Genomic DNA, 14,915 nt, shown 5'->3' with positions numbered 1-14,915 from the left:
TATCCTTCTACTTTACCAATACTAAAATTTGAAGCTAGTGTATATTAAGCGTTGACATACCACCATCAATTCTAAAAATTTGTCCCGTTACCCAGCTACTTTTGTCTGAAAGTAGGTAGCTGGCCAATTGAGCGATATCTCCAGTATGCCCAATTCTTTTGAGTGGATGTCTTTCGGCCATTTGCTCTTTCTTTTTATCATTGTTCAATAGTTTTTCGGCCAAAGAAGTATCAACAAGAGACGGGGCGATTACGTTCACCCTGATCTTAGGGGCATATTCGGCGGCCAGAGATTTGGCAAATCCTTCAATGGCACCTTTGGCACTTGCAATACTTGTATGAAAGGGCATGCCTTTCTCTACTGCTACCGTACTGAACAATACAATGGAACTACCTTCTTTCATACGCCCGATGATATCTTTGAGGCTATTGACCATGCTAAAAAAATTGATTTGCATATCCTCTTGAAAGCTTTCCGAACTCATCATCTTAAAAGGCCTTAAATTGATGCTTCCCGGAAAATAAACAAAACCATCTAGAGAGTCAGGTAAGTTTTGTTCGCTTAGATGATCTTGAGTGGCATCAAAGGCGATATGCTCAACATTTAAACCTGAAAGCTGGTCATTACTACGTGAAGCTACAAATAAGTGATGCTTCTCGTGGAACAATTTCACCAAGGCCAAGCCCATACCCTCTGAGCCGCCTATGAACAAATAATTCCTTTTCATGTCTTTAAATTAAAATTAGGTTATGACTACAACTTTACGGGTTAAATGCCCACTATTTTAAGTTCGTTTTCCTGATCGGGAATAGTACCAAAAAGCTCTTTGAGTTTTTGCTCTCGGAAGTGAAATATTTGCTGTAATTGCTTTTTTATGATCAGCGGGTGAGCCATTTGACCTAAAATACCGAAAGGTAATTTGTAATCGATCACATCTTCCATCTCGACGCCCATTTCGACCGGTTTGATAAAATGCTTGTGGTGCCAAAGCTCATAGGGCCCAAATCGTTGTTCATCGACAAAGTATTCTTCTTCCACCACATGGGTTATCTCAGTGACCCATCTGGTCTTGAAAAATGGAAAAGGTTGAACAATGTATTGTATGATTTGCCCGGGAAACATGGGGCGTTCACCACCCGATAGTATTTCGAACCCCATATGTTGGGGTGTTATTACTTGCAAGTTTTTCGGGTCCGATAGAAAATCCCAAGCCTCTTTTTTTGAGATAGGCAGAATTTGCTTTGCGTAAAGTTGATATAGTTTCATAATCTTCTTCAAAAATAAAAGCTATTTTGTTTATCAAAAAATTAAATTGTTTAAACAAATACTATTTTATTTGAAAGAGTTCATTTTTAATGCTATCGATTGTGTCATAATAGCTTAGAGTTGTACAATAATCGGATACTAGCGAAACTATTAGATAGTCGGTTTTTAAGGATTTCTTAACAAATGCGGTTTTACTTTATAAGTAGTTTTGAAAAAACTCTAAATCAATTCAGATGAAAAAATTAGTACTTTCAGCCACGGCCATCGCCTTTTCCTTTTTCTTACAGGCCCAAATAAATACCCCGGCGCCCAGCCCATTTTCAAAAACGGAACAGAAGGTAGGACTTACGGATGTAACCTTGGAATATTCACGCCCTTCTATGCGAGGACGTACCATTTTTGGAGGCCTTGAAGAATATGGTGAGTTGTGGAGAACCGGTGCCAATGCTCGAACCAAAATTACATTTAGCGATGACGTTACCGTAGATGGTCAGCAACTGAAAGCAGGGTCATATTCGATCTATACAAAACCGGGTCAACAATCATGGGAAGTTTTCTTTTACACCGAAGCCGATGGTGGGGGGTACCCTCAGCAATGGGATGATAGTAAGGTAGCTGCAAAAACAACGGTAGAAACTTTTCAATTACCTGTAGACATCGAAACTTTCACCATAACTTTTGATGATCTTACCAGCAATTCCGCGAATTTAGGAATTATGTGGGAGCGTACCTATGTGGCCATTCCTATAGAATTTCCAACCGATAAAAAGGTGATGGAGAGCATCGAGAGTGCAATGTCCGGAAGTCCAAAGGCCAATGACTACTATGCTGCCGCCACCTATTATTTTAGCGAAGGTAAAGACGTTTCCCAAGCAGATAAGTGGATGGACAAAGCTATGGAAATGACCGAAGAGCCTGCTTTTTGGCAATTAAGGCAACAATCATTGATCAAAGCCAAGGCCGGAGATAAAAAAGGTGCAATCAAAGCTGCAAAGGCTTCATTGGCAAAAGCTAAAGAAGCGGGTAACGATGACTATGTAAAAATGAACACAGCCTCTCTACAAGAATGGGGAGCTAAGTAAAGTGACATAGATAGTTTATCAAAATGCCCCAGAAATGGGGCATTTTTAGTTTTGTAATGCCCACAAGGCCACTTCTTTTTGTATATCTAATTTTGAGTGATTTGGTTGGTTGGGATTTTCCGTCCTATTTTTATTTAGCCAGTAATCTAAAGCAAGCTTCGTTGCAGCCTGATTCTCCTCTTTTGATTTGTCCTCCAGTACATTTTGAAACTCCTTGAGTTCGTTGGTTTTTTTCAATTTATTCAAAGCTAATAGGCCATATAGGTGATTAAAGGAATTCTTTGGTAAAGCAGAATAGGTGTACTCAACTATCTCATTCAAGATTTGTAGATTTTTCTCAGTTTCACCAATATATTCATAACCAACTGCCAGCAAATAGTCTTGGGCCCTCTCATCAGGGTTATAAGGCTTTCCAATCCCAATATTTTCAGGCCATTTCTTTGCCTTTTCCAGTATTTCTATCGCTTCTTCGTAATTTTTCTTATCCAATTTTTCTTTGGCAAGTGCTAAATGAGCTTTTTCATATAAACTCCTACTTTCGCTAGCATGTTCAAAAGGTAGAATTTGAATGGTGTAAAGTACCTCTATCGCTTTCTTGAAGTCTTTTTTTTGTACAAGTGCCTTGACATAGGCTAATTCTAAGTTGTAATTAGAGGAAAACTTTTTCACCGCTTTTTTAGCTAGATCTAGTGCCTCATTGTTTTTTTCTGAATTCAGCTGAAAAAGAATATTTTCTTCCCAGATTTTCCAATCATTTTTGTTGAGTTCCAGAGCTTTTTGATAATCGGCCAACAGGTCAGGATAAGACCTATCTTTCAGCATTTTTGCCCTGAACAGATAGAAGATTTCTGAATCTGGGATGTCGTTAAGGTTCTGTAATATTTCCTTTCCTTCTTTTAATCTTCCCAACGCCAAGTAATTGAGAGCCAAATAATATTTGAATTTCCAACTGTCATTGTTTTGTGAAGCCCATTCCAATACTTCTACCGTTTCCGACCGGTAAGGAAGAACAAAGTCAATAGGTTCTCTCTTCAAAGGCCCTAATATTTCAGTATCATTGCTTAAGTAGGCAGACCAGATATTATTTTTTACATAGTTCTTATTTATTTCCAAAATTTGTTTGGCCTCATCTAAGAGAGATAATTTATAATAATCCATGGCAAGACCTAGAATTGTCTCTGATGCGAATTCGTTGGCTAAATCTAGTTGAATTCTTTTCTGGTTGGCCAATTGCTTTTCTACGGTGATGAAATGATCTAAAGGGAATAACTCTTCATACTCTTTACAAAGGTTCTTGTAGAGGTCTGTATTTTCGGTAATACGAGCGATTATCACTTGAACTTTTCGGGCATTCAAATTGTAGGTATTGAAATCCAAGGCCTTTTTTGAATAATAGCTTGCCCTCTCCTTATTTTTATTCGATAAATACAGTTCTGCCATTTGGGCAAAGGCGACCGATCGAAATTTCATATCCCTTGCCGCCCAGCCGAAGGATTCTAAAGCATTGATAGTATCGTTTGACATTCGGTAGGCAATACCAGATAAATAGTTGGCAGAAGAGTTATAGGTGTCAAATTTTAAAGCCCTGTTTAGGTAGTACAGGGCACTGTCATATTTCATTTCCCTGATTTCTATATCGGCCAAATGAATCAGTGCTCGTTGGTCCGAGGCATTTTTGGCAAGAATGTTCGTAAACTGTTTCTTGGCATTTTCGTATTCTCTATACTCCTTGGCCTCAATTCCTTTGAATACTTCATTTTCAGATTCTGAAATTTCAATGTCGGTGGAGGAAAAGGGTCTTTTTAAAGAAAGCGTATTGGGGTCGGAATTATAAGACAGTTCAGTGCCTTGCAGTTCGACTTCTATTGGGCCATCGGTAACCGCATTAACCTCTGTTGAAAATACCTCCATGGGAGAGAGTTCTATATTTTCTTCAAAGATGATCTTACCTTTACTTTTTATAGTCAAGGTGTGTTTTAGCTGTTGTAAGGCATTCAACCCGACTATCAATTTATTGTTCTCTTTGGTCACATTCAAAACCCCATGGGGTGATGCATCGACCATACCACCTATTTTTTTATAGGGAAACCAAATTTCGCTCCATTTCTCCATACTGAATGGGTCGAAACTAACTTGGCTAATAGGGTTAATTGCTCCGGGAAAATACTGATTGAACAATCTACCGGCCTGAAACTCTATATATTGTCCATCGGAGTCGGTTAATAAATCTTCCCAAATACCTCCTGATCTTGATAATGACCAAAGCCACAGTTTTTGCCCTGGCATTTCTTCATATGGCGACCATTGCCCAAACCCGAAGTCTGAATTCTTATAATATCCACCGAAAAAATCGTTGTATTCGCCCACTACATGGTAAGATTTTGACGGGCCGAAATTGTTCTCTTGGTACCGCCAAAGATTTCTTCCCTGATTATCAATGGGCCAATCTTTTGCTGTTCCATCATGCTCGAGATATTTATTACCAGGAATGTAAAATTCTAAGTCATCAGTAGCCGCAGCGGCACCCGTCATCCAATTATAATAAGATTGGGATAGGGGAGACCCATTATACCATGAGACATTGGTTTCGAAATAGGCTTTATTTTTTTCAAGTCTTATCTCAACTTGCCATGTTGTTTCAGAAGGTAAATCGGTAGAGCCTACAAAACAGCTTACACTACCATCTGCATTTTTCTTGGTGACATAATTGACCGGGGTCGCAGTGCCCGGATGATGCCCGATAATGCCAAAATTAAATTCTATACCACCCGATGTCCACGGGCCTCGCATGGCAATATTTCTAAATTTTATGACTTCATTTTTATAGAGAAACTCTTCTCCCGTACTTTTTTCGATAGCTCCCCAAACTTTGCCACCTATTTCCGGAAGTATAAAAACCTTTATGAATTCATTTTCTAAGGTTACGACTTTCCAATCTCGTTTTTCGGGCTTATGGGTATATTCTTCAAACTTGAAGTAGGGATAGATTTTTGGGTTATCTGCTAAGATTGGTAAGGCATTTGGTTTGTCAAAACCGTAGGTGCTCAGCGATAAAATTCCTTCAGTAACGGTTGCATCTTGTGCAAAAAATGAGGTAAAACAGAAGAATGCAATGGCTAGATGAAAGTTTTGGTATAATCGGTTCAAGTCTGATTTTTTTAAGGGTTAAGACCATATATGGCCATAGTTTCATTATTTCTTGCGAACAAAATATATTTGGGGCCAGAGGAAGTTGATACTAATTTGATATCTCTGACTTCACCATTAATATTTAGACCGCTTTCTGAAGAGTTTGTAGTTCTAAAATTTCCGCTTCCATCGCCCAAAAGAAGGGTGCCCTTATCGGCATCGTAACGACCGTATTTAACTCGGGTGCCATAGAAATTTCCTGCTAGAAGAACATCCAAATTCCCATCGGAATTAAAGTCATTTATTAAAATTCCGTAAATAGGGGCAAATTGGGCCTGAACAGGTAATGAGGTTATTTTGAACTGACCATTTCCTAAGTTCTCAACATAAGATGTAGCAAAGTTTTTTGCTGCCAATACTTTTGCATCAGATAACTGCTGGGCATTGAAAATGTCAGTTATTTTTTGATCGGCGTAATCGGAGTAGTTAATGTATTTGTTTTTTAGGCCGCTAAGTTGACCGACCAAGTCATCTTTGGAAAAAACAGGATAGCTTTCACCCATTAAATAAGAGGTCAAAATAGGGTCAAGTGAACCATTTCCGTCAAAGTCTTTTGAATACAGTTTTACCGGTTGTTCGGGAGAAGCTTTTAACTGAGAATTGAGTCCGAAGTTGCCGACGATATAATCCATATCCCCGTCATTATCAAAATCAGCTTGCTCAATGGCGTTCCACCAGCCCTCACTATCTTGAAGACCGGAATTGGCCGTTACATCCCTGAACTCCTTGCCATTATTTTCAAACAACTCTATTGGCATGTATTCGCCAACCACAATTAAATCAATTACTTGATCTCCGTTAAAATCGGTCCACATGGCATCTGTGACCATTCCTATTTCAGCCAGATTCTTAAAAGACTTTTCCGTTACATCTTGAAATTTTCCCAAACCATCGTTCTGCAATAGGTAGCTTTTTGGCGAATTGGGGTATTTGCCCGGTATAGATCTGCCACCGATAAATAAATCAAGGTCTCCATCATTATCATAGTCGGCTGCCTTGACGCAAGACCCATTGGTTGTTATTTTCGGTAGGTTGGTTTCTATTATCTTAAAATAACCATTACCGTCATTAATATATAAGCGGTCTTGAAGTTCGCTACTACCGACTTGTTGCTCATGGCCACCACTCACCACATATAAATCTAGGTCTTTATCGTTATCGGCATCGAAAAAGAGGGCGTCGGTATCTTCAAACATTTCTGAAGAAGGTAAATCTCGCTGACTAAAACGGCCATTTTTTGTTTGAATGTAAAGGGACCCCGATTGACCTTTGGCCCCACCAATAAAAACATCGTCGAAACCATCGTTGTTAATATCTCCCACGGCTAAAGCTGGGCCTTCTACTGATAATTTATGGGGAAGTAATTGCTCATTTTTAAAATCGATAAAGTTGTTTTCTTGGTGTTTAAAGTTTATCAAGCTATCTCTATCTAGGTCTACCAAAAATTTCCTCTTGGGCTCTGGGGCATTATAATTAATCTGATTAGCATTTTTTTGCTCCAATAAAAGGGTCTGGTTCGATTTAATTTTTTTGATGGATTCTACTCTTTTGTCGGGCCATGTGACCGTTAGTTCATCAACAATGGAATCATTGCCCAAGCCAAAAATTAAATTGTAGTCTATAGAAGATTGAAAGCCTCTGGAAGGCATAAACTCTTGAACTAGCTTTCTCTCACCAATCTTTATTTCAACCTTCGAACCTATTCCGAAAGTGTTTTTATTGTCACCTTTTAAAAGCAGCTTCAGATAGTTATTACTGTCATGAGATTCCGAATTGTTTCGATAAATGAAGGCTCGTTCATCGGTATTGTTGACAATAAGGTCAAAATCACCGTCATTATCGAGGTCGGCATAAGCGGCACCATTAGATAGGGTTTTTTGATCAAGACCCCACGCCTCGTTCATCTTTGAAAAAGACAGATTGCCATTATTTTTATAAGTGTAATTTTCTTCAATACTGGAAGGAATGTGTTTCAATAGGTCATTGATGGCCATTTCTGCGCCCACTTTGTTCTCTTCCATTTTTTGTTGAACCGCATAATTCATAAAATCCATATTGGTGTAATCACGCTTAACACCATTGGTGATGAACAGGTCTTTTAAACCATCATTATCTAGATCGACCCATAACGGGGCCCAACTCCAATCGGTAGAATGAATGCCTGATAGTTGACCTATTTCTGAAAAAGAGTTGCCCTGATTGTTAAGGTGCATCATATTACGCATCGATTGATGGTAAAAACCTGATTTGACCAGAAATTGAAACTTATCATAGTTATCGGGGCCTGAGACCATTTTTTGCCTGAAATTGCCTTCAGGTAACATATCTAAGGTCATTATTTCAGGGTAGCCGTCGTTGTTAATATCGGCGATGTCAGAACCCATTGAAAAGTGTGATGTATGGCCTATGAATTTTTCTAAACTCTCTGTGAAAGTGCCGTCTTGATTGTTGATGTATAAATAATCTTGTTCGTTGAAATCATTCGTTATGTACAAATCGGGCCAAGTATCATTGTTTACATCTGAAACAGCGACACCTAGGCCAAAGCCCAAAACATTTGATATTAAGCCGACTTTGTCATTTGAAATCAAAAAGTTACCGTTTTCATTGATATAAAAATGATCTTCGTAATAAGGGTTTCGCTTACTTTTTAAGTTGGTAGATATATTTCTAAAGCTGGCATATTCTTGTACCGAGTGGTTTACCACATACAAATCAAGGTCACCATCTTTATCATAATCAAAAAATGCTCCTTGTGTTGAGTAGCCCGGGTCATCGATACCATATTCTGCGGCTTTCTCGGTAAATGTCAAATCACCATTGTTAATGAAGAGCAAGTTCTTTCTTTTAAAATCATCGTGTGCGGCTGAACGACAAACATAAATATCCAATAGACCATCGGAATTGATGTCAACCATGGTGGTGCCGGTATTCCAAAGACCTTCGGCAAAGACTCCCGCTTCTTTGGCAATTTCTTCAAATTCTAAATTTCCCTTATTTAGATAAAGGTGGCTACCGACCATACTACCGGTAAAATAAATATCCTGAAGGCCATCGTTGTTGATATCACCAACTGATACACCGCCACCGTTATAAATATATCCGTAAGTAAGAATATTAAACTCTTCTGTTTCTTGTAATATATTTTTGAACTTGATATTGGTTTTGGATTCGGGCAATAGAGTGAACATTTTGCTTTTATCACCTTTAGAACAACTGCCTAAAAACAATAGAACCGAAAAAAAAGGAAGGAGTTGGGTCGGTATTTTCAACATCATGGGGTATGTTTAAAAGGTGTAGCTGAAAATAATGATTTTCAGAATTATTCAGGATTAGGATGGGCATATGTTTAAATAAAAAACCTGTAGAAAATTTCAATTCTACAGGTTTTTACTTAGCAAACAATTAATAAATCAGGGCAATTAAAAATTCGGTCCGCCTGTATCCCACCAAAGGCGGGTGTTGATTTCGTCTGGTCCTCCCAGCTTTGACGTAGCATCGGCTACTCCAGCAGGATTATTCTCTCGTTCATCGTTTACGAATGGCATTCTTTTAATAAACTCACCTTCTGGAACCACACCCCAATCAGAGTTACTACTATTTTGATAGACAGGAGGTAATTTGGGATACCCAGTTCTTCTAAAATCTACCCAAGCCTCCATTTCATTGGTATATGCGGCAATCCATTTTTGAGTAATTATCTTTTCCAATTTGGTTTCATTATCAGCACTTTCATCCCAAGCAATAGTGGCAGTTATTTGATTCGTAAAATCATTAATTGGATCAGGATATATAGGTTCGTCATAATCTATGGGCAAACTAGTATTGTCGGCAAGATAAGCATCTACGCCACCTGCACCCCATAATTCAAATGAAGCTTTAACACCATCTTCATAATTGGTCTGTGCATCACCTGCACCGACCCAACCACGCAAGGCCGCCTCAGCCTTAAGAAAGAATACTTCATCGGCACTCAACACTTTTCTCTCAGTAACAGCTCCTGGATCATTAAAACTAAGGTCAATTGTAGAAAAAGGAAGATGATCATCTTTTGCAACTAATTCACCACCGTTGCGAATACCTTTATAGGGAAATTCAGGGTGATCACTCACTAATGATAAATCATCAACAGGATCAAAGAAGGAATGAATTCTAGGATCTTGATAACCTACTAAAACTGATTCCATAGTTGCACTCATGCGGGTATCATTCCATTCAAAACATATTTGAGCGGGATGAAATTTATTTCCGTATAGAGAAATATTCATATTCTCAGAATTGGCCTCAATCAACCCGGCAGGATCTGCTAGTGCTTTTTCACCTTGCGTTTTCGCTAAGGCAGGATCTACTTTGGAAACACGCATGGCTAATTGAAGTCTTAAAGAATTGGCATATTTAGCCCACATGGCCACGTCTCCGCCGTAGCTGGCGTCAAAATCTGAAAGACCGGTATAATCTGTGTTCGAATTGAAGGTCTCAATTATTCTATCTAAATCACTGAAGAATGCATTATACAAATCTTGTTCGCTATCATAGGTTACATCCCCTTCACTACCAAAATCTGTATAAATAATCGGTCCGTAAAAAGAAGTCACCCTGGACATAGATAAAATTTTAATCAAATTTGCCCATTCTGCAAACATAAAATAACCATCTGCTTCTGCAAGTTCGATTACTTGCTTAGCCGGGGCCATAATATTGTTGTATTCACGGGCCCAGTATCCGTTCCAGCGTATGTAATAGGTTGTGTTATTAACATTTCCGGTAAAAGGAGTTGGCTGCGCCAAATGTTGAGCATAAGATACATTTGTTAGGTTGTGATCTACCTGGTTCCCGAAAATTTGACTCAACATCGATGGATAGAACGCGCCAACATGATTAAAATCTTGCTTGAGGGATTCGGTTGATATCTGGTAGGGATTCGTATTTACCTCTTCAAAATCATCTGTACATGAATTGAAGGCCACTACCATGGCTAAGAGATATAAAAGTTTTTTCATGCTATTTTTTTAGAAAGTTAGTTTTAGATTAAACCCGTACGTTCCAGTAGAAGGTAGGTTAAAATTGTCCAAACCTTGTGCATTTTGGTTCGTACTGATAGCTAATTCAGGATCAAATGGCGCATCTTTATAGAAAAAGAACAAGTTGTTACCTATAAAAGATAAACTGGCCGCTTGTATCGGTAATCCAGAGTTTGAAAGATCAAAATTGTACCCAACTGAAAGCTGACTTAATTTTACATTGGTTCGGTCATAAACGTAGGCTTCACCCACACCGTTTCTGTCGCCAATAGCTCGATACCATGTTTCGGCATCTACAGTGGTAATAGCTGCGCCTGTTGCCTCATCTACCCCATTTACTGTTACTCCGCCGGCGTCGCGAGCATCGGCAGTTACTTGAGATACACCATAACCATCTAGCATTGATTGGGTTTGGCTAAATACTTTGCCACCGAACTTGGCATTTATTAAGGCACCAAAAGTAAATCTTTTGAAACTTACACTGTTGTTCCAGCCTAAACTCGCTTTAGGGTCAAGATTTCCAATTAACTCTGGAAGATCGGTTTTTCTAGGAGCGCCTTCACTGAATATAATTCTACCTTGATCATCCCTTAAGAATTTATTCACATAAAGGTCATTATATCTTCCGCCCTCGATAAGTCGTGAATAGTAGCCCTCCGATGAACCAAGGTTAAAAATACGTTCGTCATCTGGCCCTATATCTACTACTTCGTTTCTATTAGAAGTAAAGTTAAAAGATGAGCTCCATTCAAAATCTTCTGACTGGATAGGAATAGTATTTAAGGTTATTTCAACCCCTTTGTTGGTTATCTCACCAGCGTTGATGTACTCTTGAGTATATCCCCCTTGACCCGAGGTTGTAGGTACAGAAATATATTGGTCTTCACTCTTAATAAAGTAATAAGTAAAATCTAATCCTAATCGATTGTTGAAGAAACGTAAATCCGCACCCACTTCAGAACTTGTTATAATTTCGGGTTTAGCATCCAAAAATGGTCTTGTGGTATTTCTGCTAACCCCACCATTTGCCGTAATACTGTTCTGCGGGTTGATTCTGTTAAAAGGAACTTCATTACCGACTTGAGTCCAAGAACCTCTTAATTTCAAGAAGCTAATGGCTTCCGGTAGGGTAAACATTTCGCTCAAGAGCGCTGTTAGACCCAATGAAGGGTAGAAATAGGAGTCGTTACCTGTTAAGGCTAAGGTGGAGGCCCAGTCATTACGGCCTTGAATGTCTAAGAAAAGCATTTCTTTGAAACCTATTTGGGCATTAGCGAAAATACCCTCTTTAATTATCGTTCCATTTGTAATTGACTGTACTTGAACGTTAGTTGGTAAGTTCTGAAAATAAAACTCATTAGGATAAAGTAAACCCAATGTACCCGTGTTAACCTGAACACCAATTCCGTACTTTGTTTCTTGATGACTCGCTCCTAGGGTAGCATTTAAACTAAAATCTTCTCCTAAATCAGTGTTATAATTCAAAATAGCATCTGTATATAATAGCTTATCTTGATACTTTTGGTAGTCCCAAGCACCGTTAGGATGAACGTTTGTTGAGTTTGACGTAGCAGCATGCTGCTGTTCTTTAGTTATTGTTGCATAATCGTAATTACCTCTTACTTGAAGACTTAGGTTATCCATGATATCATAACTAAGCGTCAAATTTCCGATAAAGCGATCACGTCTATCAGTTTGAGGTTCGTTGTTCAATATCCAGTATGGGTTGGACTGATGATGGTCAGAAACGAACCAGTTTTGCGCCATGATATTTCTTTCTTGGTCAAAAACTTCATAATTATTTTTATAATTATAGAAATTCCGATTTCTAGGAAAGAAGTATAAACCTGTTAGAGGATTTAGATAATATCCTGAAGGAAGCCTATTCTTGCTACTTTCAACAGCACCTATCACATTGGATGTAATGGTTAATTTATCATTGAACAGTTTAGTAGATTGCTTAAAAGTAAAGTTGTTTTTCAGGTATTTGTTCATCGGCGTGATACCGGTAGCACTAATGTTACCATAAGAGAAGTAAGCCTGCGTTTTATCAGTTCCACCACTAACACTTACTGAATTGAAAAAGTTGTGGCCTGTTTGAAAGAAATCTTCAACATAATCGCTTTGGTAATCACCAGGAGTAGTGTCCCAACTTTCTTTAGCAGCCCCTATGGCTCCATATTTATATTGTAAATCTGGTAATTCAAGATAGTGTTCGAAAGTGTAACTACTATTTACCGTCACAGTTGTTTTTCCTTGAGAACCACTTTTTGTAGTAATTAAGACTACACCATTAGCTCCTTGGCTACCATACAGTACCGCGGCATTAGCACCTCGAAGAATACTTATGCTTTCAATGTCATCTGGGTTTATGGCCGAAAGACCATCACCACTATCGCTACCACCCCACATACCAGGTTGGCCGCCTTTATTGTTCGCCATTGGAATACCATCGATTACAAATAGTGGAGAGCTATCGCCACTTAAAGATTTGTTACCCCTGAGAAGTATTTTTGTTGAACCACCTGCACCTGAGCTACTTTTTTTGATTTCGACACCGGCTGTCTTACCAGAGAGTGCGTTCATAAAGTTAGGGTCTCTTGTTTTGGTCAATTCGTCAGAGTCTACAGATTGTTGAGCATAGGTTAAGGTCTTTTCCTGCCTTTTGATACCTAGAGCAGTAACTACGACCTCATCGAGTTGACTCGCATCTTCTTCCATAGCTACATCTACAGTATTAGTGGAGCCCACAGTCGCGGTTTGTGTTTTAGTGCCCAAATAAGAGAATACTAGAATGTCCCCTTCTGCCGCCTCAATGGAGTAATTACCATCAAAATCGGTTTGGGTCCCATTGGTAGTGCCCTGAACCAAAACGTTTACGCCAGGTAAGGGGGCACCATCGTTCGCATCAGTAACCGTACCGGTCACCGTTTTGTCTTGCGCCATTAGGGGATAGGTTCCCAAAAGGAGCGCAAAACACACAATTAGTCTTTTAATCATAATGTTGGTTTTTAGCGTGAAGTTAGTTTAACATTTTATTAAGGTTCTGTGAATTTAAACTAAAATTTTTAACAGACAAGAGGTTTTGCAAGAAAAATGTGTTCGAGCACACACTCCTAAAAAAAAGAAGGGTGAATCTAGTAAATTCGCAATTACAGACTCTTAAACTGCTGTTATTCTAAATAGTATGTTACGTTCTCTGAGGTAATAATGTCGATGGGAAGTAGCATGCGGGAAGGAACCTCTTTACCGAATAGGAAGTATTCGGCGAAATAACTAATACCAAGATAAGCTTGTCTTTTGGGCTTTTGATGGATTAGAAATTCAATCTGTCCCTTATTAAGGTAATCTATATTTTCTGGTAAAAGATCATACCCAACAATTACGGGACTTTTAGAAGAATTAGCTATTTCGGAAAATAAAGAAACAAATTTGTGAGACTTTGAGTTGGTGATGAAAATGGCAGAAATTTCCGGATGGCTTTTATATAATTGAGCCACTTGTTTCTTTAATTCATCCTGATGACTCGTTGGTACAGCTTCGCTTAAAATTTTGTGATTCGAATGGTCACGCTCATCAAAATAATTCAAGAATCCTTTTTCTTTGAGCTCCATGTGGTCTTCTTTGTCCAAATGTAGAACCAGTATAGTAGCATCTTTACTAACCACCTTATCGATTAGACCGGCAGCTACTTTACCACTCTGAAACAAATCTTGACCAACGAAAATCTCTCCGTTTAAGGTGTTTATATAGTTATTGAATAGGGCGGCCCTTATCTTATTTTCACGACATTCTTTAAGTATTTCAATCGACTCTTCTTGAAAGAGGGGTGCCATTAAGATGACATCTGGCTTCGATACTAATATTTCTTTCGATTTACTCGTAAATGATTCTTTTTGATAAGGATGGTAAAAATATTGGTCAACAATTACACCAAAAGCACTGAACTCGTTTATAGCCTCTAGAATACCTTGTTCGGCAGGTTGCCAATAGGGGTCAATTTGCCAATCGGGCATCAAGACACAAATTCTGTATACTTTATTTCTTTTGAGGTTTCGTGCGATGGGATTAGGTTGGTAGTCTATTTCCCCAAGTACACGTTTTACTTTGTCATGTGCCTCGTCAGATACTTTTCCTCTTTTATGAAGTACCCTGTCAACGGTACCTTTTGAGACACCAGCCATTTTGGCTATGTCCTTTATAGTGTATTTCTTTTTGGTCATTAAAACGGGAAGTCTGGTTAGTGACTAAACGCAATCGTTTAAGCTTTCGGTAATCAAATATAAATCTTTTGTTAAAAAGACTTTAAAAATTAAGAGATATTAAGAATTGTTTGAGAATCAGTAAAATATAAGCC

8 protein-coding genes are annotated in these 14,915 nt (G+C 38.5%); 1 reads left to right on the top strand and 7 read right to left on the bottom strand.

Features of this window, described 5'->3' with window-relative positions; all coding sequences use genetic code 11:
- Positions 1–34: 34 nt before the first annotated feature.
- Both D1013_RS13565 and D1013_RS13560 read right to left on the bottom strand, forming a co-directional pair.
- On the bottom strand, positions 35–727 hold the full coding sequence (locus tag D1013_RS13565) for an SDR family NAD(P)-dependent oxidoreductase (protein ID WP_121849346.1): 693 nt from the start codon (positions 725–727) through the stop codon (positions 35–37).
- A gap of 41 nt (positions 728–768) precedes the next feature.
- On the bottom strand, positions 769–1,266 hold the full coding sequence (locus D1013_RS13560; protein WP_121849345.1) for an SRPBCC family protein: 498 nt from the start codon (positions 1,264–1,266) through the stop codon (positions 769–771).
- A 233-nt stretch (positions 1,267–1,499) separates the two neighbouring features.
- On the opposite strand from D1013_RS13560, the gene D1013_RS13555 reads away from it, so the two are divergent.
- Complete coding sequence (locus D1013_RS13555; protein WP_121849344.1) at positions 1,500–2,348, top strand: DUF2911 domain-containing protein; 849 nt, start codon at positions 1,500–1,502, stop codon at positions 2,346–2,348.
- Positions 2,349–2,393: 45 nt separating this feature from the next.
- Here the strand turns inward: D1013_RS13555 and D1013_RS13550 are convergent, their stop codons facing one another.
- The 5 genes from D1013_RS13550 to D1013_RS13530 form a co-directional block, all read right to left on the bottom strand.
- On the bottom strand, positions 2,394–5,495 hold the full coding sequence (locus D1013_RS13550) for a DUF5107 domain-containing protein (RefSeq protein WP_121849343.1): 3,102 nt from the start codon (positions 5,493–5,495) through the stop codon (positions 2,394–2,396).
- 11 nt (positions 5,496–5,506) lie between these two features.
- Entirely contained in the window at positions 5,507–8,815 is a 3,309-nt protein-coding gene (locus D1013_RS13545) for a VCBS repeat-containing protein (protein WP_205601248.1), read from the bottom strand.
- Positions 8,816–8,959: 144 nt separating this feature from the next.
- Positions 8,960–10,537, bottom strand: coding sequence for a SusD/RagB family nutrient-binding outer membrane lipoprotein (locus D1013_RS13540; protein WP_121849341.1), 1,578 nt, complete (start codon positions 10,535–10,537; stop codon positions 8,960–8,962).
- A gap of 9 nt (positions 10,538–10,546) precedes the next feature.
- A complete protein-coding gene (locus D1013_RS13535) occupies positions 10,547–13,558 on the bottom strand; it encodes a SusC/RagA family TonB-linked outer membrane protein (RefSeq protein WP_121849340.1) in 3,012 nt (1,003 codons plus the stop codon).
- A gap of 173 nt (positions 13,559–13,731) precedes the next feature.
- Positions 13,732–14,781 carry a LacI family DNA-binding transcriptional regulator gene (locus D1013_RS13530; protein ID WP_121849339.1) on the bottom strand — a complete coding sequence of 350 codons (1,050 nt, stop codon included), beginning with the start codon at positions 14,779–14,781 and terminating at the stop codon, positions 13,732–13,734.
- Positions 14,782–14,915: the final 134 nt, after the last annotated feature.

This window comes from Euzebyella marina (assembly GCF_003687485.1).
Taxonomy (GTDB): domain Bacteria; phylum Bacteroidota; class Bacteroidia; order Flavobacteriales; family Flavobacteriaceae; genus Euzebyella; species Euzebyella marina.
The sequence above is the reverse complement of the archived record's forward strand: the minus strand, read 5'-3'. Positions and strand labels throughout refer to the sequence as shown.